General features: G+C 58.5%; 15 protein-coding genes. 6 read left to right on the top strand and 9 right to left on the bottom strand.

What is annotated here, in order from left to right; genetic code table 11:
- Positions 1-97: 97 nt before the first annotated feature.
- The gene (locus tag HDF10_RS01470; RefSeq protein ID WP_183764547.1) at positions 98-874 is read left to right on the top strand and encodes a GntR family transcriptional regulator; all 777 of its coding nucleotides are present in this window, start codon (positions 98-100) and stop codon (positions 872-874) included.
- Here the strand turns inward: HDF10_RS01470 and HDF10_RS01465 are convergent.
- Positions 864-2,144: a sugar MFS transporter gene (locus HDF10_RS01465; protein ID WP_183809780.1), complete on the bottom strand. Its 1,281-nt coding sequence runs from the start codon at positions 2,142-2,144 to the stop codon at positions 864-866. The two genes, HDF10_RS01470 and HDF10_RS01465, sit on opposite strands and share 11 nt — an antisense overlap.
- A 63-nt stretch (positions 2,145-2,207) precedes the next feature.
- Positions 2,208-2,936: an N-acetylmannosamine-6-phosphate 2-epimerase gene (locus HDF10_RS01460; protein WP_183809778.1), complete on the bottom strand. Its 729-nt coding sequence runs from the start codon at positions 2,934-2,936 to the stop codon at positions 2,208-2,210.
- A 120-nt stretch (positions 2,937-3,056) separates the two neighbouring features.
- Between HDF10_RS01460 and HDF10_RS01455 the strand changes: the two genes are divergently transcribed.
- On the top strand, positions 3,057-4,217 hold the full coding sequence (locus HDF10_RS01455; RefSeq protein WP_221271353.1) for a lactonase family protein: 1,161 nt from the start codon (positions 3,057-3,059) through the stop codon (positions 4,215-4,217).
- A gap of 178 nt (positions 4,218-4,395) precedes the next feature.
- Here HDF10_RS01455 and HDF10_RS21305 read toward each other — a convergent pair whose 3' ends face one another.
- Complete coding sequence (locus HDF10_RS21305) at positions 4,396-4,689, bottom strand: type II toxin-antitoxin system PemK/MazF family toxin (protein WP_406705784.1); 294 nt, start codon at positions 4,687-4,689, stop codon at positions 4,396-4,398.
- Between the two features lie 1,186 nt (positions 4,690-5,875).
- On the opposite strand from HDF10_RS21305, the gene HDF10_RS01445 reads away from it, so the two are divergent.
- From HDF10_RS01445 to HDF10_RS01435, 3 genes are all read left to right on the top strand, one after another.
- Positions 5,876-6,493 carry a CGNR zinc finger domain-containing protein gene (locus tag HDF10_RS01445; RefSeq protein ID WP_183809774.1) on the top strand — a complete coding sequence of 206 codons (618 nt, stop codon included), beginning with the start codon at positions 5,876-5,878 and terminating at the stop codon, positions 6,491-6,493.
- 699 nt (positions 6,494-7,192) lie between these two features.
- On the top strand, positions 7,193-7,672 hold the full coding sequence (locus tag HDF10_RS01440) for a septal ring lytic transglycosylase RlpA family protein (RefSeq protein ID WP_221271351.1): 480 nt from the start codon (positions 7,193-7,195) through the stop codon (positions 7,670-7,672).
- Between the two features lie 304 nt (positions 7,673-7,976).
- On the top strand, positions 7,977-8,966 hold the full coding sequence (locus tag HDF10_RS01435; protein ID WP_183809762.1) for an alpha/beta hydrolase: 990 nt from the start codon (positions 7,977-7,979) through the stop codon (positions 8,964-8,966).
- 1 nt (position 8,967) lies between these two features.
- On the opposite strand, the gene HDF10_RS01430 is transcribed toward HDF10_RS01435, so the two are convergent.
- From HDF10_RS01430 to HDF10_RS01410, 5 genes are all read right to left on the bottom strand, one after another.
- Complete coding sequence (locus HDF10_RS01430; protein ID WP_183809760.1) at positions 8,968-11,664, bottom strand: (Fe-S)-binding protein; 2,697 nt, start codon at positions 11,662-11,664, stop codon at positions 8,968-8,970.
- A 223-nt stretch (positions 11,665-11,887) separates the two neighbouring features.
- Complete coding sequence (locus HDF10_RS01425) at positions 11,888-12,838, bottom strand: electron transfer flavoprotein subunit alpha/FixB family protein (protein WP_183809758.1); 951 nt, start codon at positions 12,836-12,838, stop codon at positions 11,888-11,890.
- Positions 12,835-13,593: an electron transfer flavoprotein subunit beta/FixA family protein gene (locus tag HDF10_RS01420; RefSeq protein WP_183809756.1), complete on the bottom strand. Its 759-nt coding sequence runs from the start codon at positions 13,591-13,593 to the stop codon at positions 12,835-12,837. Before HDF10_RS01420 ends, HDF10_RS01425 begins: the two co-directional genes overlap by 4 nt.
- A 237-nt stretch (positions 13,594-13,830) precedes the next feature.
- Complete coding sequence (locus HDF10_RS01415) at positions 13,831-15,642, bottom strand: MutS-related protein (RefSeq protein ID WP_183809754.1); 1,812 nt, start codon at positions 15,640-15,642, stop codon at positions 13,831-13,833.
- 61 nt (positions 15,643-15,703) lie between these two features.
- Entirely contained in the window at positions 15,704-17,200 is a 1,497-nt protein-coding gene (locus HDF10_RS01410; protein ID WP_183809752.1) for a GH1 family beta-glucosidase, read from the bottom strand.
- A 14-nt stretch (positions 17,201-17,214) separates the two neighbouring features.
- Between HDF10_RS01410 and HDF10_RS01405 the strand changes: the two genes are divergently transcribed.
- The gene (locus HDF10_RS01405; protein ID WP_183809750.1) at positions 17,215-17,394 is read left to right on the top strand and encodes a hypothetical protein; all 180 of its coding nucleotides are present in this window, start codon (positions 17,215-17,217) and stop codon (positions 17,392-17,394) included.
- Positions 17,395-17,488: 94 nt separating this feature from the next.
- On the opposite strand, the gene HDF10_RS01400 is transcribed toward HDF10_RS01405, so the two are convergent.
- Positions 17,489-21,019, bottom strand: a complete 3,531-nt coding sequence (locus HDF10_RS01400; protein WP_183811438.1) for a TonB-dependent receptor — start codon at positions 21,017-21,019, stop codon at positions 17,489-17,491.
- Positions 21,020-21,315 lie beyond the last annotated feature (296 nt).

Genomic DNA, 21,315 nt, shown 5'->3' with positions numbered 1-21,315 from the left:
AATTCGACATTGTGTGTCTGCAAGATGCTGGCTGAAACCGCCATCTCGCATGTTTGTGAGCATTCGACGCTGATGTCGGAACGTCTCAGGAGATAGAGTGCCGAAGCCTCAAAGTCAGCCTGTTTCAACAATACGTCCTCTGGATAAAAGCGGTTTCATACCGCTGTATTACCAGATTCAGCGGGCACTCATGGAAAAGATTCACTCGGGAGAACTTTCAACGGGGGACCCCCTGGCTTCGGAAGAGGAACTGGCACGAATCTACCAGGTGAGCCGAATGACGGCACGGCAAGCGCTGCATGGGTTGAAGACCAGTGGATTCGCCATCAGCCAGAAAGGCCGCGGCACGTTTGTCACCCGACCTAAACTTGAGAAGAACATCATGCATCTGCGTGGCTTTACCGAAGATATGAAGCATCTCGGTATGGTCCCAAGCTCAAAACTAATCGAGCAGACGGTCGTAAAGGCTACAGCAGAACTCGCGGAGCAATTGAAGGTCGAGACAGGTGAAGTTGTGATGCGGCTGCGACGACTACGTTTGGCCGATGGGATTCCGATGGCGCTTGAAATATCACACATTCCGTTAAAACAATTTCCAGGTCTCGAGAAGATCAACTTCGCCAGGCAGTCTCTCTACTTTGTGCTTCGCGAGACGTTCGGTGTGCGTGTCGCGTGGGCCGATGAGGTGATCGAGGCACTGCCCGCAACTCGCGAAGAATCCGACTTACTTACAATCCCCAAAAAGGCGAGCATCCTTTCCATCTCGCGGACAATCATGACGACCGAAGAGACGCCAATCGAGGTTGCGTGCTCTCGATACCGCGGTGACCGCTATCGAGCTTCCATTCGTGTCCCGACCACGACTATTGAATAAGAGCGGCGCTTTGAGAAGACAACGCATCGGCTGAGTTCAGATTGCGATGCCCTCTGATCGCGAAGAAGAAGATGTAAGCGTAGCAGAGCAGAACAATCGCGAAGCTGTGCTGATAGCCGAGCGTATCGGCGAGAAAACCCTGAATCTCAGGGATGACTGCTCCCCCAACGACCATGGTGATTAGAATTCCTGAGCCTTGGCTTGTGAATCTTCCCATTCCCTTTACCGCCAGCGGGAAGATGCAAGGCCACATGACCGAGTTACACAGGCCACAAAAAACTACGGCCCACATTGCAATGTGTCCGTGTGCTGCAACCGTGAGGGTGATGAGGACAGCAGCAATAAGTGAGACAACGGCAAGTGCCCTTTGAGCTCGAATCCGTTGCATCGCGAAGTACCCGACAAAGCGGCCTATCAGAGATAGCCCCCAATAGTAGGAGACGTATCGCGCGGCGACCTCGTGGCTCAAGCCCCCCATCGATGGCTGGCCAAGATAGGTGATCATGATGCTTCCAATGGCAACCTCGGCTCCTACATAGAAGAAGATCGCGAGCGCACCCAGCCTTAGATGGCTGAAGCTCCATGCGCTGCCATCAGTACCGGATTTGGAACCGCCTCTTTCAATGACGTCGGGCAACTGCACGAAGGCTGTGATGACTGCCATGGCAAAGGCGCAGATTGCGAGAATGAGGTAGGGCTTCCGCACAGAGTGGGCGAGTTGCGCCGTCGAGGCACCGGCGGCTATGAAGATAAAGGCGGCGCCAACTCGGGGAGCGGAAGTTGTAGCAATCGAGTTGAAGAAGCCAGCCAGATTTAGCCGGGAAGCCGCAGTCTCTGGAGGTCCCAATGCGCCAACGTAGGGATTAATGGCTACCTGGAGAAGCGCGAGTCCGCTACCAACGACGAACAGAGCGAAGAGGAAGAGTGGATAGAAGATGATGACGGAGGCAGGAAGAAAGAGAAGCAGGCCAAGCCCCATCACGGACAGTGCGACGACAATACCTGACTTGTAGCCGATCCTGCCAACGATCCATCCTGACGGCAGAGACATAACGAAGTACGCTCCGAAGAAGCAGAACTGGACCAGCAGCGCCGTGACGTTGGTGAGGTGGAAGAGATCTTTGAAGTGAGGGACCAGGATGTCGTTCAGCGCGGTGATGAAGCCGATGCCAAAGTACAAAGAGACCATCAGCATAAGCGGAACGGTGTAGTTTCTGCTGCTTGCCTCGACCGTGGTGATCGAGCCTTCTCCCGCGACTCCAAGCGCCATTTCAATCCCCTGTTCTTGCGCGAACTGCTTTGTATGTCTAGATGACTATACTGCTTCAATGGATTACTTGCTTGAAGATTGAATGTCCGTTCGCCTGGCCGCTTGGACAAACCGACTCGTGATTGTTTCGGGGCGGGTGATGGCGGAGCCGATGACAACGGCGGTGGCCCCCATGTCCAGTGCCTGGAGGGCCTCCGTGGGGTGGGTGACGTGGCCTTCCAAGAGCACGGGGACTGTCAAGTGCGCCACCAGGGATTGGAGCAAGGGCCAGGACGGAGAGCGGATGCCGGCAGTCTCGGTTGTGTAGCCGTAGAGGGTGGTGGCGATGGCGTCGGCTCCGGCTCGTTCGGCGGCGAGGGCATCTTCCAGGGAGGCGATGTCGGCGAGGACTGGACGACCAAGCTCGGTGTGGATGCGGTGAATGAGTTCTGGCCAGGGTTCGGGCGCGGTGAGGCGACGGGCGGTGCAGTCAAGGGCGACGATGTCGGCTCCAGCGTCAGTGACGGCCTTGGCGGAGCGGAAGTCGGGGGTGATGTAGAGATCTCCGTTGGCGTCGCAGGTCTTGATGATCCCAATGATGGGGAGTTCGGTGAGGGCGCGGAAGGCGGCGATGCGCGTTGTGCCTTCGGCGCGGAGACCGCCTGCTCCGCCGCGCAGAACCGAGATTGCGATTCGGGTGAGGGTGTCTAGATCGTCCAGCGGATCGCCTTCTGCGGCCTGACAGGAGACGATGATGCGGCCGCGGAGGAGAGGGAAAGGCGAGTTGGAGGAGGAGTTCGAGCCTTGAGGCACTTTTACTGGCTTCCCTGGAGGCGGCTGTCTGGCTGTTGAGGGTGAAACGACACGACGCCGTTGGAAACAGACTATCTGCAAATCGCGCTATTGTGGATGAGAGGAAAAAGGAGCTGACATTTGAGACAGATTAATCGGCTTAATCGACGTAGATTTATCTTCGGTTCGGCAGCTTTGTCGGTGGTGGGGAGGGCTGGGTTTGCGGCGGGAAAGGATGGGGGCCGGCTGCTGGTCGGGACTCAGACCTCTGGCTCGAGCAAGGGTATCTATTCGTACTCCTTTGCACCGTCGACGGGAGATTTGACGGCGCTTGGCCTGGCGGCTGAGGCGGAGAATCCTACGTTTCTGGCGCTGGCTCCTGATGGGAGGACCGTCCTGGTGGCGAATGAACTGGATAAGTTCGAGGGCAAGAACGGCGGCGCGGTGTCGACTTTTACGCTGGACCGCACCAGGACGCGGTTATCCAAAGTCAGCCAGGTGGCCTCCGGCGGAGGAGGAACCTGCCATGTCGCCTTCGATCGGACGGGCAAGGCTGCGTTTGCGGCGAACTACGGCGGGGGCAGTGCGGCTTCGTTCGCGGTTGGAGCGGGCGGCGCGTTGAGCCCAGCGGTTTCGTTCTTTCAGTACAGCGGACAGGGACCGAATAAGGAGCGGCAGGAGGCTCCGCACACCCATCGGGTGACGGTGTCGCCTGATAACCGGTTCCTGCTGGTCAACGACCTGGGGCTGGATACGATTCACCTCTATCGGCTGGATGCGTCTACGGCGAAGCTTGTTCCAAATGAGCCGGTGGCGTGGCGGTCGGCTGCGGGAGCGGGACCGCGGGCGCTGCGGTTTCATCCGAACGGCAGGGTTGCGTACTGCGTTACCGAGATGACGTCCTCGGTGGTGGTGCTGCGTTGGGACTCGGAGCGTGGAGCGCTCGAGACCGTGCAGGAGATCGTGATGCGGCCTACTGACTTCCAGGGCGAGACCAGCGGAGACGATATTGCGATCGACCGGGAGGGCCGGTATGCCTATGCGACCGACCGCTTCGACGATATTGTGGTCACCTTTGCCATCTCGCCCTCCGATGGCAAGCTGACTGTGGTGGACCGGATCGCTTGCGGGGGCAAGGTTCCACGTCATCTTGCACTTGATCCAAGTGGCAAGTGGCTGCTGGTCGCCAATCAGGAATCTGACACACTCTCGGTGCTGGCACGCGATGGGAAGACGGGTAAGCTGACGGATTCGGGGAAGAGTTTCCCTCTGTCGCGGCCGCAGTGCCTGGTGTTTGTATAGCTCCTTTCCTGCTGAACTTCCGGGTTCTATGCCTCTTGGGTACCCCCTCCCCCGCGGGGGTATCTTGGCGGTAAAGTCATTCTATTCAGTACTTTGCAGAGGGGTAGTGTCTGCAAAGTATAGATAGTAGATGGCTTGTTCCTAAAATACTTGTTATCAATTAGTTAGCCAGGAAATTCTATGCCCTGTCAAAATTCCAGACGATCTGAGTCATGACCAATTCCCATTCAGTCAACGAGAGCCTACCCATCTTCTCTAGAATCTCCGACTTCTTCATCGGCTGGATTTGATCTAAAAGCACACGACTATTTCGCAGTAATCCGTTGCTGACAGATGGTGCGAATTCGAGCTGAGACATCGATTTGAAGGTCGTATCACTCGTCATTGGAGCCATGAGAATAATGTCTGACTTCTGACAGATCAGATCGTTTGACAGCACCAAGCAGAACCGTCGCTCGTGCGCCTTCCTCACAAGATTCAGTGGGAACTTAATGTGGGAATCGCTTACGGTCACTACATCTCCGGGACTAAGACCAAATCCAGCAGACAAGAAAGCATTGATCACGCTTTACGGGTCGCCTGCTTCCGGAGGTCCTGCCATCCCTTGTAATGCTTGGCGGCGTCCTTGTTGACCTCTGCATCCGTACCGCGTTGATCACGTGACATGGATTTGGACGCGTTCCTGTATCGCGCTAATTTGTCACTTGCGGTTTCTTTGGCAGGTGTCGAACACGGACTAATGGCGATTGATCGAGCCTGGCCCCTCTGAGCTTGGATCGCAACTGTCATTGGAGGTCCTTCCTGATTCTGTTCCATCGTCGTTTCAACGAGTGGGATATTTGTAACCTATATATGGAAAAATACAAAGGAACTTTTGTCGTATAGGCCATTTTTCGCACTAAACCGTTGCCCTTTGCATTTGACCTCTCTTGCGGGACAATGGTTGCAGCGAGATTCGGTTATCGGCGTCAAATCGCAGTTCTTTAGTTGAATCAGCCTCTTGAAAGAGAGGGTGCCCCGGGCTCAAGAGCCGGGACTTCTTTGTCTATATACCCATTATAGTGATTGGCACGTAACTTATACGCCAAGCGTAATGTATTGAAATGAATTGGGTTATGCGATTTTTGGCTTGACATGCGATTTTTGGGTAGAAAACGCATCGATAAGTTTTATCGATAATAAGCCAAATAGAATGAGTCGTTTAGGTTGAACTTTTTTTAGGTGGAAAGGTTCGGAAGGCTGTAGATGGTGGAGACCTTCGGGATCCTTCGCTGCGCCCAGGATGACGGCAAGGGCGGGGCGCGGTAAGAGTAAGGCGAAGACAAGACAACAGCAGATCCCTGACGGGATGACAACAAGAGAAGCGAGAGGCAACAGCTCCGCCCACGGGAGCGGTCGTGGTCTTCGCGACTAGCGGAACTGTTTTGAAAGAGGTCGTTTTTGATCGGGCCTTCTTAAAGTGCGCCCTGCGCGGGCGGCGGTCACTTCGTGACTTGTATACCCCTTCGGTTGTCTCTCCCGTTGGTCGCGAAGAAAGATGGCTCGCGACCTCTGAGAGCGTAAGTTTCTGTTGTCATGCGACTTGGCTGTCTAACCGGTTAGGTGGTATAAAGATCTCGCATCGATGTAGACGGTCGATAGAGAGCGGGGGTTTGCCTATGTGGGATCGTCATAGCGATGTTGCTGTGAGGGCTGCACTTCGGGAGCCTGTCGCTTCCCAGGTGGGGGGCCATTTTGCGCTCGACTTTTGCAATACCGCGGCCCAGCACCTGGCCGAACAGTCTGAGGAGCTGCTTCCGGACTGGGAGGCGTTTGTCCGGTGGACGGTTCAGGTGGGGTTGATCGAGCCTGAGTTGTACGGCGAACTGGTGGACTCTCCGTCGCCTATCGATGAGGTTTGGGAGCTTCGCGAGGAGATCTACCATGTGGGGCTGACGCTTGCCCTGGGGGATCCGGTTGCGGAAGACGATCTGGTGGCTATTCGCGAAGAGGCGAACGCGCCGAAACCGATGGTTGTGAGTGAGGGTGGAGGACTCCATTGGCGGCCTGATCCGCAGTTCGCTTCGATGGAGCTGCGGGCGATCCTGGCGGGCGAGGCGTTGTCTTTGTTCTGTTCCCGGAGGTCGGGTCGGATCGGTATCTGTGGAGGCGGCCTTTGCGGATGGCTCTTTCTCGACGAGAGCCGAGGGAGACGCAGACGCTGGTGTGACATGAAGGACTGCGGCAACCGGGAGAAGGCGCGCCGGTACTACCGGCAACAGCAGAAGAGCAAATAGGGAGACCCTTCAGGAACGGGGAACGATTCGGGCTTATGTGGAGTACGAAACGATCTGCTACGGCCCCCAGTAGCGAAACTTGTATACGAACCCGCTCGGAACATCGAATTCGAGTTCTCCACCGCAAGAGATACGGTGATGGCCGGGTTCTATCAGTGCGGATTTCTCCGATAGGATGAATCCAAGGCTTACCATCAACGCGTATCCCTCCGCATTGCCCTCCATCGTCATCTGCTACGACGAGGTATGTTCTTCCATCCTTCGATTTCCACCATGACCCGCGTAGGTCGCCTTCATCGCAAGCAATGCAGGCGATACTCAAGATCGTGGCTGTCAGTGGCAAAGTGAACCCAGGGCGGATTGCCAGCTATGCTCTCATGGCGGAGGTGGCCTTCGGGCAGATCCGTTTCGTGAGGCTGCTTGGGGCGAAGGGACAAAAAAAATGCAAAGGACGGGTGTACTGGGAGGAACGATCCCCCTCTGGAGGGCTGGGGTTAACCCCTTTGTAACGTTGAGTTGCCAAAATGGGAATTTTTCTGCACCTTTTTGGAGCCTCAGGCAACCCCGAAAAAGGTTGACAAAGGGGTCTGGGTATGGTGAACCGGGCCACATTTTTGTGTATTAAAAATACCCTTTAAGTGTTGTTTTTCTTATACTTAAGGGATGGAACAGAGACCCGGAAACGAACGTACCGCAATCATGACAGGAAGGGCTCGGACCGCCTGTACTTTGGCGGCGATGGTCGTTCTGTCAGCCTTTGCGACGGATAACGCTACTCCGGCATCGGCTCGAGCTACGGACCCTGTACCGGTGATGCATGAGGTCACCACCTCAGAGATTGTGAACACGGTAACGGTCCCCCGGCGGACGGTTTTGACTCGGATCAAGAGCGGGTTGGCGAGCTGGTACGGCGAGATGTGGCAGGGACGCCGGACGGCCAGTGGACGGATCTTCGACATGAACGAGATGACGGCGGCGCACAAGACGCTTCCGTTTGGCAGCAAGGTGAAGGTGACAGATCTGCGAAACCATCGGTCGGTTGTGGTGACGATCACCGACCGGGGGGCGCTGTTCCCGGGCAGGGTGATCGATCTGTCTCTTGGTGCCGCGAGGCAGCTGCGGATGGTCAACTCCGGGTTGGATCCGGTGAAACTGGAGCTTTTGACCTACCAGAACTAGGCCTTGCTGACTCTATCGGCTGGATTCTCGCTTTCTTTAAGATATTTCATGAAAGATTTCTGTCCCGCCGGACGGGGCGCCCTGCGCGGGCGGCGGTCACTTCGTGACTTGTGTACCCCTTCGGTTGGCGCTCCCGTTGGTCGCGAAGAGATCTCGTGCCGACCATTGGAAGGCCCGGGCGAAGCCGGTATACACATCACGAAGTGATCGCTCCACGCGCAGTGGGCCCGTCCGGCAGGACAGAGCTTCCAGGCAAGGTGCATAGGTAAGGATTATCACGTGGGGGCGGCGATAAGATGGGTCTATGCCACTGGATGGAAAGCTACGGACGATTTTGGACGCGGGGAAGGCGCTGGGCCGGCCGCCGGTTGAGCAGCAGACACCGGAGGAGACTCGGGCGGAGAGAGCGGAGATGATGGCTCGGTTTGTGCCGATGCCGGAGTACGCCGATGTGAGGGTGGCGGATCGGATGATCTCTGCTCGAAGGATCGCTGCTGGGGCGATCGCTGCTGGGACGGTCGCTGCGGCGGGGCGAGAGATTGGTGTGCGGGTTTTTACGCCGGAAGGGGATGGCGTGTTGCCGGTGGTGGTGTTCTTTCATGGAGGAGGGTGGGTGGCGGGGACGCTTGAGACGCATGATCCGTACTGCCGGGCGCTGGCGAAAGAGGCTGGAGTGGTGGTGGTCTCGGTGGACTTCAGGCTGGCTCCGGAGCATAAGTTCCCGGCGGGGCTGGAGGATTGCGTGGCCGCGACGGAGTGGGTGCTGGCGCATGCCGGGGAGCTGGGTGGGGATGGTTCGCGGGTAATGGTGGGAGGCGATAGCGCTGGGGGAACGCTGGCTACGGTGGTGGCTTTGCTGCTGCGGGATAGGGGAGTGGGCAGGCTGGCGGGGCAGATTCTGCTCTACCCGGCTGCGGCTTACTATGATCCGCCGACGGCCTCGTACCTGGAGAATGCCGAGGGGTATGGGCTGACGCGGAAGGGGATGATCTGGTTTTGGGATCACTATTTGAAGGGCAAGAGCGAGGCGGCGGACTTTCGGGTAGCGCCGCTGCTGGCGGGTTCGCTGGCGGGGTTGCCGAGGGCTTTTGTGGTGACGGCGGAGTATGACGTGCTGCGGGATGAGGGGCAGGCTTACGCTCGGCGGATGGAGGCTGAGGGGGTGGAGGTTACCCATGTGTTTGCGCAGGGGATGAACCATGGGTTTGCGGCTTCGGCGAATGAGTTTCCGTTTTTGCCGCAGGCGAAGGATATGCTGCGGAGGGTGGCGGATTGGGTGAAGGCTGGGCGGTAGTTTAGCTGGACTTCTTTGGGATCCACTTTTTGCGGGCCGGGGCGGCGGCAGGAGTTGCGGGAGTCTCTGATTCCGCTGTTGTGGTGGGTGCCGATTCAGGGACGGCGACGGGAGGAGCGGACTTTGGCTGCCATTTTTTGCGTTCGGGCGGTGGGGGTTGAACTTCCTGAATGGAAGCGGATTCGGGTGCAGGCGCGGCAGCGGTTGATTGTTGGATTGGCGCGATCGCAGGGGTTGGAGTTTGATCGCTTGCTGGTTCCGGTAGAGACGTTGTTATCGTTTTAGGCTGCCACTTGCGCTCGAGACTGGGTTGCGTTTGAACTGGGGCGGTCGATGGAACCTGTTGGGTGAGCGGAGCCACGATGGGGGAATTCTCGGCGGGCTGAGTTGGTGCCGATTTCGGTTGCCATTTTTTGCGTTCGACGGAAGGAGTGGCGGCTGGAGGAGTCTCTGGAGGATGGGTATCGACTACGGGAGGTTGCGCCGCGATGGGGGTGATGATCGCGGGTTCGAGTGTGGGTAAAGGTAAAGAGGTGGCGGGGGTGGCTTCGCTTCGCGGCGGAGTGACGGCGGTGGGGAGGCCTTTGCTGCGGCGGACGCCTTCGAGGAGGAGTTCGGCTACGTCTTTGATGGCGATGTCTTCGGAGTCGGCTTTGGTGGGGGTGCTGCCGAGCATGCTCTTGCAGAAGGGACAGCCTACGGCGAGGACCTTTTCTCCTGTGGCGGGGGCGAGGGTCTGCTGGGCTTCGCGGAAGCGGTTGTCGGAGATGCGCTCGTTGCCTTCTTCCTCTTCCTTCCAGAACTGGGCTCCGCCGGCTCCGCAGCAGAAGGAGTTTTCGCGGTTGCGGGGAAGCTCGGGGGTGGAGTTGGAGAGGATGTTGAGGAGGTTGCGGGGGGCTTCGTAGACGCCGTTGTGGCGGCCGAGGTAGCAGGGGTCGTGGTAGGTGATGGTCGCGTCGCTGGGCGTGGCGGTGAGTTTTTTGGTGGCTACGAGGGTTTCGAGGTACTCGGTATGGTGCATCACCTTGTAGTCGCCGCCGATCTGTTTGTACTCTTTGCCGATGGAGTTCATGCAGTGGGGACAGCTGGCTACGATGAGTTTGGGCTGGACGGTGTTGAGGGTGGAGACGTTCTTGTCGGCTAGCTGGCGGTAGAGGTACTCGTTGCCGGCGCGGCGGGCGCTGTCGCCGGTGCAGCACTCTTTTTTTCCGAGGACGGCGAAGTTGACCTCGGCGTGGGTGAGGAGTTCGACGAAGGCTCGGGCGGTCTTTTGGGCCTGGGGATCGTAGCTGGCGGCGCAGCCAACCCAGTAGAGGACGTCGGGTGTGGGGTTCTCGTCGGTGGTCTTGACGTTGAGGCCGTCGGCCCAGGCGAGGCGCTGCTCGTGGTTGATGCCCCAGGGATTTTGGGCGCGCTCCATGCCGCGGAAGGCAGACTGGAGCTGCGAGGGGAACTCGCCTTCGATCATGACCTGGTTGCGGCGGATGTCGATGATGTCGAGCATCTGCTCGTTTTGCGTGGGGCAGACCTCCATGCAGGCTCCACAGGTGGTGCAAGCCCACGCGGCTTCGGGGGTAAGTGCGAATTTGAGGAGCGGGTGGGGGCTGGGAGAGTTTTTTTCGAAGGGCGCGGAGGTGAAGGCGAAGGGGCTTCGTTCGGCGGCGAGGTCGTTGAGCTCCATGCGCTTGTTGATCTCGAGCGCGGCGGGAGAGAGAGATTTGCCGGTGGCGGTGGCGGGGCAGACGTCCTGGCAGCGGTTGCACTGGATGCAGGCGTAGGCGTCGAGGAGGCGGGGCCAGGCGAGGTCTTCTAGTTTGGCGGCTCCGATGGTTTGGGTTTGGGTTTTGGTTTCGTCTTCGGTTTCGAGGTTGAGGGCTGCGAGGGGAAGGACGCCGGAGGAGGGTTCGCGGGCGACGAGGTACTTCGCCGGGGCCATGAAGATGTGAATGTGTTTGGTGTAGGGGAAGTAGACGAGGAAGGCAAGGACGGAGCCGAGCGCTCCCCAGTAGCCGAAGATGCGGAAGGATTCGGCGTTGGCGGGGGTGAAGAGATGGGAGAGCAGGGTGGCAAAGGGCTCGAGCGGACTGGGACCAACGGCTGCGATCTTGGCTCCGGCTCCGATGGCTCGGCTGCCGACGTGGAAGAGGATGAAGGCGGAGACGATGAGGGAGTCGCGGGTGATCTTTTGATGCTTGACGTCTTTGTGGAGGAGGGTGCGGGGGTTGAAGCGGAAGTCGGTACGGCTGGGGAGGGCGAAGCGGCGGATGACCAGCGCGACGACGCCGAGGAGGACGAGGAAGCTTAGGAGGTCGGCGAGGAAGCTGTAGGTTGCGAGGACGGTGTAGAGGAACGCATGAGTGAGGCCGGGAACATTGGAGGAGAAACTTGTAGAGCCGGAAGATGCGGGAAGGTAGCCTTCGGCGGCGTCGACGAGGTTGACAAGGCCGTAGAAGACGAAGCCGTAAAAGATGAAGGAGTGGAAGAGGCCGATGGTGGGGCGCTTCTTGAAGGTGCGCTGCTGGGTGAGGGTGGTGGTGAGGGCGTAGATGAGGCGGCGCGGAAGATGATTGAAGCGGGGTTCGGGGTCTGTGGTGCCTCGACGAATGCGGAGGTAGAGGCGATAGAAGCCGTGGAAGCCCAGTACGAGGGTGACGGCGGCGAAGAGGAGGAAGGCGATCTTCTGGGGGAATGGAAGCATTGGGCTTGAGTCGGTCGTCTAGTGCTTGTGATGACGATCTGTGCGTCGTTTCTACGAGCGTTGGATCTTTCCATGCGTTGATGCGAATTACGCGATGAGGAAGACATACCTTAGGGGCCAAAGCCCCACGTTAATGGCGGATTGAGAGACCCAAGGCTAAAGCCTTGGGGTACCTAGATGCAAGATTCTTGAGACGAGAATAGTGCTTGCTTGAACTCAGTGGTTATTTTTTGAGTTCGTTGAGGATGGCGGGGACTAGCTGGGTTACGTCGCCGATGATGCCGTAGTCGGCGATTTTGAAGATGGGGGCTTCGGCGTCGCGGTTGATAGCTACGATGGTTTTGCTCTTGTTCATGCCAGAGAGATGTTGGACCGCGCCGGAGATTCCGATGGCAATGTAGGTCTTGGGTTGGACGGTTTTGCCTGTCTGGCCGACTTGCTCGGAGTAGGGGCGCCAGCCTGCATCGACGATGGCGCGGGTGGCTCCGACTGCGGCGCCGAGCTGGTCGGCGAGGGCTTCGACGTACTGGGTGAAGCCTTCCGCGCTGCCTACGCCGCGGCCGCCGGAGACGACGATCTCGGCTTCGGCGAGCGAGATGCGGGAGCTGCGCTCGGCGGTCTTGCCGGTGACCTTGAGGCGCGGCGTGGGAAGGTTGAGGTCTACGTCAAACTGTTCGGCTGCTTCGGCCTTTGGTGTTGCGGGGTTGAAGACGCCGGGTTTGACTGTGACTACGGCGATGGGTGTGGTGGTTTCGATGGTTTCTGTGACGCGGGCGAGGAAGGTGTAGTGTTGCGCGGTGATGGTGTCGCCGGTGGCTTTAAGGGTGATGACGTCTTCGAGTAGGGGCGCGTCGAGTTTGATGGCTACGCGTGGGCTGTACTCGCGACCGCTGCGGCTGCCGCCGATGAGAACGAGAGAGGCTTCGCCTTCGGTGGCGATCTGCGCGACGGCGGCGGACCAGAGTTCGGGGTCGTATTGGGCGAGCGCTGGGAGATCGGCGACGAGAACCTGATCGACGGCTTTGGCTATTTCAGCGGCTATTGCTGCGATGTTGCTACCGAGGACTAGAGCGGTGACTGGAGCTTCGCGGCCTGACTCGCGAGCGGCGGTGATCATCTCCCAGGTACTCTTGCTTACTTTGCCGTTGACGTACTCCACGACGACGAGAATCATGCGATCACCCTTGCTTCGTTGCGGAGAAGATCCACCAGTTGCGCGGCGGCAGCGGGAGCGTCTTTGCCATCGAGGATTTTGTTGAGGCGATTTTTGACCTGTATCTCGGCGCTAACGAACTTCAGCTTTGGCGCTGCGTCGAATTGGTCGAGAGACTCTTTGCGCAGCTCTTTTTTCTTCGACTTCATGATGTTGGGGAGCGTGGGATAGCGCGGCTCGTTGAGCCCCTGCTGGGTGGTGACGACCGCGGGGAGCTCGAGTGTGAAGGACTCGCTGCCTTCGTCAGCGTCGTGCTTGCCGGTGAGGGTGGTGCCTGCGAGCGCGAGGGCGCTGGTCCAGGTGACCTGCGGCCAGTTGAGGCGCTCGGCGGTGGCGGCGGCGAGGGCGTGCGAGTCCCAGTCGGCCTGCTGACCGCCGGAGAGGATGAGAGTTGCTTCTTCCTGCCTGGCCAGCTGGGCGAGGACTTTGCTGAGTGCGATGGCGTCTAGTCGGACATCGGTTTCGACGTGGATGGCGCGGTCGGCACCCATGGCGAGGGCGGTGCGGAGGGCGTCCTGCACGCGGGCAGGGCCTACGGCTATGGCGATAACCTCGGCTTCGATGCCGCTTTCGCGGAGGCGCAGTGCCTCTTCGACGCCGTACTCGTCCATGGTGTCCATGACGAGCTTGCTGTTTTCGAGCGCGACGGCGTTGTTCGCGATGTGCACGCTCTCTTCGGCGTCGAGGACCTGCCGAATGTAGGTCAGTATGCGCATGTCATCTCTACCTTATCCTGTGTCTCGTGTGGTTTGACTTTTCGGTTTGACTCTTTGAAGGATCGCTTCGGGAAAAGAGCGTTGCTCCGACGCGAGAAGGATACTGAATGGGCGTTCAGTTCGTCAACGCTCCCAAAGACGCTGTCCTGCCGGACGGGCTCCCTGCGCGGGAAGCGGTCACTTCGTGACATGTATACCGCTTCGCTTGGTCCTCCCGTTGGTCGGGGGATGATGGCCTCATACTTTGAGGCCTATGAGGCGCATGAGCTCGATGCCGTTGCTCTTGGTGACGACGCCCTCGTGCAACTTGAAGTCGAAGCTCATCTTTCCGTCTTCGATTTCGTCCTGAAGATGCACATTGTGAAGGCGGGGGTCGCGCTGTTCGCCGATGTTGGTGAGGGCTAGATCGTGGGTGCTGATGAGGCCGATGGCGCCGCTGTCGAGGAGGGCGCGGACTACGCCTTCGGCTCCGATGAGGCGGTCTTTGGAGTTTGTGCCCTGGAGGAGCTCGTCGAGGAGGAAGAGGACGGGGGGATTTTTTTCGGCGAGGTCGCAGATCTGGCGGAGACGCGTGATCTCGGCGTAGAAGCGGGAGCTGCCCTCCTGGAGCGAGTCGTTGATAAGGATGCTTGCGCCTATTTGTAGCGGCGTGAGTTGCAATCTTGCGGCGCGGACGGGAGCGCCAGCCATGGCGAGGACTGTGTTGATGCCGACGGCGCGCATGAGGGTGCTTTTGCCGGACATGTTGGAGCCGCTGATGAGCAGGACACGGGTTTCGCCGCAGACGCTGACGTTGTTGCGAACGCACTTTGCGGCGGGGATGAGCGGGTGGCCGAGTTGTTCGGCGATGAAGCAGGGGGGAACTGGGATGTGTTCGAGACTTGCGACGAACTCGGGGAAGGGGTCGGCGGGATGCTCGTAGGTGTAGGCGGAGAGGGAGAGAAGCGCTTCGGCTTCGCCGATTGCCGCAAGCCAGGAGCGCACTGCGGTTCCGTGGGCGCTGCGCCAGGCCTCGGCTGCGTAGGCGACCTGGACGCCGTAGAGGAGTGGCACGTTGAGGAAGCGCAGGATGGGGTTTTCGAGGGCGTTGATGTACTCCACGATGGTGCGCAGGCGGGCGATGGCTTGAGAGTCGGCGAGGTGATGCGAGGAGAGCTGCTGCTTGAGAGTCTGCAGACGTGGGGATTCGAAGTTTTCGCGTTCGAGGCGGGCAAGGAGGGATGAGAGGAGTTGCAGATCTTTGAGGGCGTGCTCGGTGGATTGAAGGACTGCCGCGGTTTGCTTGCGAAGCGATGCGGTGACGACGCTTGCCACGATGAGGATGAGAAAGAAAGGAGTTTTTTCTCCGCGTTGCGCCCAGAAGACGACGGAGGCTATCGATGCGAGAGAGATGAGGAGAGAGAGCCAGCGGAGAGCCTGATGTTTGAGCTGATTGGGCGCCTCAGCCCAGTGCGTGAGGGCGTCTGCGTGGATGCCCACCTTGAGATCTTCTCCAAGGATGGCTATGTCTTCGCGGAGATCGAGGCGGGTGCGAAGTTCAGTGAGTGCGGCGTGGCGTTGCTTGATGTCGGCGACGGGGGATGGAGAGAGGAGCCACGAGGCGAGGGTGTCTTCGCCCATGCGGGTGCGGGCGAGCGAGAGAAATTCGAAGAGACTGCCGGGGCCGAAGAGGTCGAGATCGGTGGCGTAGAGGCTGGCGTGGGTGTCGATGCGCTCGCCGGTTTGGCCAGTGCCGTTCCAGCGGTCTTCGATGCGGGCGAGGCCCTTGCGATAGAAGTCTACGGCGCGTTCGGCGCAGGCTCGACGGCGTAGCACTCTGGCGTGAAGGATAGCTAGCGCGAGGAATACTACGGGACCTGCCAGCAGCCACCACGGGGAAAAGACGTCGTTATGGAGAGAGAGCCAGGCGGCGATGAGGATTGCGATGACTACGAGGAGGCGGATATTTCCAAAGCGTCGATGCAGTCTCTCGAAGTGCGCAACCTGCTGCTCGCGGGCTTGCTGGCGCTGCTTGTACTCTTCGGAGGGAGAAAGATCGGACGGAGGCACAGAGGTATTATCGCTTACCCTCTGCGCCCCGTTCGTTGCTCTGCGCTCCGTTCGTTGCTGGTTAGGTCGTCGCGGCTGTGGCTTCGATGGTGTTGGTGGCGGCGACTCGGGCGTACCACTTTGCCGAGTCCTTCATGAAGCGGCGCTGGGTGGGGAAGTCCACGAAGACCATGCCGAAGCGTTGGGTGTACCCCTCGCCCCACTCGAAGTTGTCGAGGATGGACCAGGAGTGATAGCCACGGACGTCTGCTCCGTCGTGAATGGCGCGGGCGAGTTCGCGGAGGTGCTCGCGGTAGTAGTGAATTCGTCGAACGTCGTTGACGCGGCCGTTGGCATCGGGATAGTCGCCGTAGGAGCAGCCGTTTTCGGTGATCTCGATGGGGAGTTTGTAGTCCTGCGAGACACGCTGCACGATCTCGTACATGCCGCGTGGATAGACCTCCCAGCCAAAGTCGGTGAGGGTGCCTTCTTTTCCGTTGTAGTGATCGAAGCCCATCGCGTCGTAAGTGGGCTTGGTGGGGGCGGGTGTTTTGAGATTGGCGACTATTTGGCGGAAGTAATAGTTGACGCCGATGTAGTCGAGGGGTGCGGTCATACGCTTGTCGTCGCCACTTTGAACTCCCATGGCCTCGAGAGGAACACCGTGGACGAAGGCTTCGGGATAGCGACCGCGTAAGGCAGTTTCGAGGAACCAGACGTTGTTGAAGGCGTCGAAGCGTTTGGCGGCGGCTGCGTCTTCCGGCGAGGAGGTTGCGGGAGTTGTGGACGACATGCTGAAGGCGCTGCCGACCTTCGATTTCGGGGCGATGGCCTTGATGGCGCGGAAGGCGTCTCCCTGTGCGAGGTTTACGGTGTGGGAGGCCTTGAGGAAGAGGTCGAAGTCTTGTTTGCCTGGGGCGTGGACTCCGGTTCCGTAGCCGAGGTAGGTGAAGACCCAGGGCTCGTTGAAGATGGCCCAGGTCTGGATGCGGTCGCCCAACGCTTTGAGGGCGATCTCAGTGTAGTCGGCGAAGCGGGCGGCGGTGTCGCGGTTGGGCCAGCCGCCTTTGTCTTCGAGAGGCTGAGGGAGATCCCAGTGGTAGAGGGTGACGAGAGGGCGCATTCCGGCGCCCAGGACGGCGTCGGTGAGGCGCTTGTAGTAGTCGATTCCCTTCTGATTTATGGCTCCTTCGCCGGTGGGCTGGATGCGCGACCATGCGATGGAGTAGCGGTAGCTGCGCATGTTCATCTGCTTCATGAGGGCGATGTCGCCGGGGTAGCGGTGGTAATCGTCGCAGGAGACGTCGCCGGTGTAGGCACCCTTGACGTTGCCTGGAGAGTGGCTGAAGCGGTCCCAGACGGTTTCGCCTCTACCGTCAATATTCCAGGCACCTTCGACCTGATAGGCGGCGGTGGCGGTACCCCAGAGGAAGTCCTTTGGGAATTTGACTTCGCCAGCGGCTGGGGTTTGCTCAGCGGAGGCGTCGAGGGAGGGAAGGATGGAGGCTGCGGAGAGCCTGGGGAGCGCGGTGGCTGCGGCCCATGCGGAGGTTTGGGCGAGAAAACTTCGGCGATTCATGTCAGGTGGTCTCCGTGCGGATTATTTTTGAACGAAGTTCGCGAGAAAAAATTTGGAGAGGTGAAAGCTCGGATTTTGAAGGGTTTTTTGGGGAAATCGTGGTCGGAGACGTGGTGTTTTGCTGGTGTGGTTGTGGTGTTTTGCGTGGTGGATGTGGTGTTTTGGATGGTGTTTTTGTGGTGCTCAAAATGTGACAGGTTTTTGAGATTTATTTTCGGGTAGGGGCAAAAGTTGCCCGTCGGCAAAGAGGGTTCCTCTTCGCCGACGGGCTGGTTGTGTTGGGTTGGGTTAGAACAGTACCTTGAGGGCAAACTGGTACTGCCGGGCGGTGTAGTTCGGATCGGTCTGCGAGATGGATCCGAAACTAGCGTTGCCTAGCTGATCGCCCGGTTGTCCGTTGTTCAGATAGAAGTTCGGCGTGTTCGAGATGTTGTAGCTCTCTGCGCGGAACTGCAGTCCGAAGCGTTCGGTAATGGTGAAGGTTTTGAAGACCGAGAGGTCTACGTGACGGAAGTTGGGTCCGAACAGCGAATTGCGCTGCGCGGTTCCAACGGTTCCAAGGGCCTGAGGTTGAAAGGCTGCAGTGTTGAAGAAGTGGTGGATCGACTTCGAGCCACGCGCATCGCCAATCTGGTTTGGACGGTCCTGGCCACCACTGTTCTGTGGAACAGCACGGTTATTGAAGCCATTTCCATCAGGATTGTCGATGCCGGAGCCTGTGTTTGTGATGGTGAACGGTTTACCACTCTGCCAAACGGTGATGGTATTGAACGACCATCCGCCAAGAGCGGCTTTCTTAGCACCAGTGAAGCTCTTGCCGTACTGCAGTTCGTAGTTGAGACCGAGAGCGAAGCGGTTTTGAATATCAAGCTCTGCAATTCCATACTCGGTTTTCCGAATGTTGAACGGATTTGCGTTGCTCCATCCCTGATTGCCTCCCTGTTGGGAGAAGCCAGTGATGTCGCTCAGAGCTTTGCCCCAAGTGTAGTTCGCATCAAAGGCCAGCCCCTTGGTAAAGCGACGCTGGTAGGAGGTCTGAAGAGCGTTGTAGTTGGATATGCCGCCGCTGTTGATATAGCTGATACCGCCAGGTGCGTATTTTCCGGCAGCATGGAAGACTGCATCGAGCGGACGGGCTCCGCCTACCGGGTTGGCGGCGCTCCCCAATGTAGCAAAGGGGTCATATGGCAGCGCCTGGTTGATGTTATTAATCGATTCCGGCAGGTGCTGTCCAATGTTGCCGACATAGCCGATGGTGAAGACGTTGGATCCGAACTGCTGCTGAACCTGCAGGTTGTACTGCTGGATCATGGCGTTCTTGAACTTCGGCGCTTCCGCGACGAACCCGATACCGGGGATCGTAGCCAGATTGGCGAGTTGTGCTGTTGTGGGTGCAGCGGGTTGTGGAATTCCCAGGCTCAAGTCCCCAGGTTGTCCCTGAGTGGCGCAGTCCCCGTTTTGGCCCTTGGGCAGCGTGCCCCCATTCTCATACTGAATGAGCTGGACTGCGATGGTGGATTGGCAGGAGGGGTTATATACGGAGGTAAACGGTGCGTTCTTCAGGTCGGCGTTGGAAGTGTAGTTGCCGGGGAAGTAGCTGATTCCGTAGCCACCGCGGAGGACGGTTTGGGGTGTGAGTTGCGCGGAGAAACCAACGCGCGGAGCAACATCGCCGTAGTCGGTTGGGAGGTTGACCTGCGAGTTGACGCCGTTGACATTAGCAATCTTCAAGGCACTGCTCGTAGCAGCAGCTGGGTTGCTGAGCGCGTCAAGGAAGTCGTAGTTCGAGATATGGTTATGAGCTTCGGTGAATGGGGTGAATACATCGTAGCGAAGGCCATAGACCAGGGTCAGCTTGGGGTTGACCTTCCAGCTGTCCTGAACGAACCCGCCTGGCTCCCAGCTGCGGTAGTCCGGCGCGTTGATGTTGAAGTTACGCTGCTGGTTGTTGAAGCCGCCGAGGAGAGTCGAGGCCAGCTGGTTGTCCTGAATTGTTTTCTGGTCTTTATTGGCGTTTAAGGTGTCGCTCTGAAGGTTGAACTGATATGCACCAACTGCAGAGGCGCTTTGGACGTTACGAGCCTGGCGGCGAATGAGGCTGAGGCCCGCCTTGATGTTGTGATTGCCCTTGGTCCAGCTAAGCGTACCTGAGTACTGGAAGGTGTTGTCGATGTCCTGCAGGGGAACATAAGCACCATCGCCGATGTCGCCGAAGGGGCCGGTCGCGAAGGGCGTGAGTGAGTCAGCAAAGGGGCTGAAGTTGGTCATGCTGGCAGGGAAGCCGAGTTTCTGATCGATGCCGATGCCATAGTTGAGCGGAAGAGAGAGGTTGTTGATGCGGGTGTAGCCCAACCGCAGGTCGACCAGCAGGCTGGGGTTGAAGATGTGCGTGAAGCCGAATGCAAACTGTGTTGCGAAGTCGGATGCAGGGCCGTCGAAGTTGTATCTTCCGCCCGAGACCTGAACACCATTTACGGTTCCGAAGTTGGGAGGAGTGAAGCTGGTGACCTTGTTGTAGGACCAACGGCCGAACAACAGATTTTTGTCGTTGAACCTGTGGTCAACGCGAGCGTCATAAAGGTTGTAGCTCTGCGTTTTGCTCGGGCTGATGATGTAGTTGTTCGAGAGATTGCTGTTGGTCGGTGCCGGGTAAAGCTTCAGGTAGGCGAGTGCAATCGGATTGATGGGCACTGGCGTGCCGGTAACCAATCCCTGATGTGCCTGCAGTGTTCCGTTGTTCGTGGTGAAAAGAGCCTGAGGCGATCCACCATTGATGCTGTTGATGTTGTTGTATTCGTCGATTGTCGGTACGGTGCCGGTGTCGGTAACGCCCTGGACGTTCCGGAGGCCTTCCCAGTCAAAGTAGAAGAAGGTTCTGTCTCTGAAGATCGGTCCGCCGATGCTGACGCCGTACTGATTTTGACGCAGCTCGGGTTTCTTGCCGGAGGTTGCGAAGACGTTACGGGCGTCGGTGATGTCGTTGCGGAAGTACTCGTAGACCGAACCGTGGAATGCGTTTGTTCCAGAGCGGGTGATGAGGTTGATGACGCCGCCGGCGGTACGACCAGCCTCTGGTGAGTAGCTGTTGGTCTGGACGGTGATCTCCTGAATACCTTCGACGTTCGGCTTGATACCGATGGTGCCGATGATGCGTTCGTTGTCGTCGATACCGTCAACGACCCAGTTGTTTAGGGAGTCGTCCTGTCCGTTGACGGAGAGGCCGGCTGCGTTGGTACGACGATCATCGGGACGGCCACCGCTCGAGAGGCCGTTGCCTGCTCCCTCGTTGGCGCCGGGGACGAGGCCCACGAGCTGAACGAAGTTACGGCCGTTGAGGGGAAGATCCTGCACGGCTTTTGCCGTCACAGTGGAGCTGACGGTTGCGCTGTCGGCCTGGAGGAGCGGGGTGCTGGCCGTTACTTCGACGACGGTGTTCTCCGAACCGGTGAGCAGGTGGACGTCGTTGCGGGCGCGGTCGCCTGCTTCTACGGACAGGTCTTTGGTGATAAAGGTCTGGAATCCCGATGCTTTGACCGAAACGGAGTAGTGTCCGACTGGCAGGAGCGTGAAGTTATAGTCGCCCGAGCTGTTGGAGGTGGTGGTGCGCTTCTCGTTGGTTCCGTTGTTGGTGAGGACGATGGTGGCGTTGGGGACTACAGCGCCGGTGGCGTCGGTGACGGTTCCGAGGATGTCGGCTGTGGTCAGCTGCGCGAAGGCGGCTGAGGTGAAGAGGACCAGAAGTGCCAGCAGATATGCCGGCTTGCTCCATCCCCGAGATATTCTGCGTCCGCACTGGCCTAGGCGGCTTATCTGGGTCATTGAATCGTAGATCATATTGTCCTGCCCTTCGTTGCTTGGTTTGTAAAACGTTTAAGTCGATCTAACGTTCTGCTGCTTGTGTTGGCAGAGTTCTTGTGGACTGCTTCAACACAATGAAAATGCTTTGCTTATCGCTGTGGTTGGATGGAAGTCGCCGTATCCGGGCAAATGTTGCTCGTATTGCATTTACTTCAAACGTTTAAGTAGAGGAAATGTCGACAATCTTCCCCGGCTGAGGATTCTGCGGGATCGGCCTATTGCTTGTCAAGAAAGTTTTTGGCGTGGAAGTGACTCGG

The sequence above is a fragment of the Tunturiibacter empetritectus genome (assembly GCF_014201375.1).
Lineage (GTDB): Bacteria > Acidobacteriota > Terriglobia > Terriglobales > Acidobacteriaceae > Edaphobacter > Edaphobacter lichenicola_D.
The sequence above is the reverse complement of the archived record's forward strand: the minus strand, read 5'-3'. Positions and strand labels throughout refer to the sequence as shown.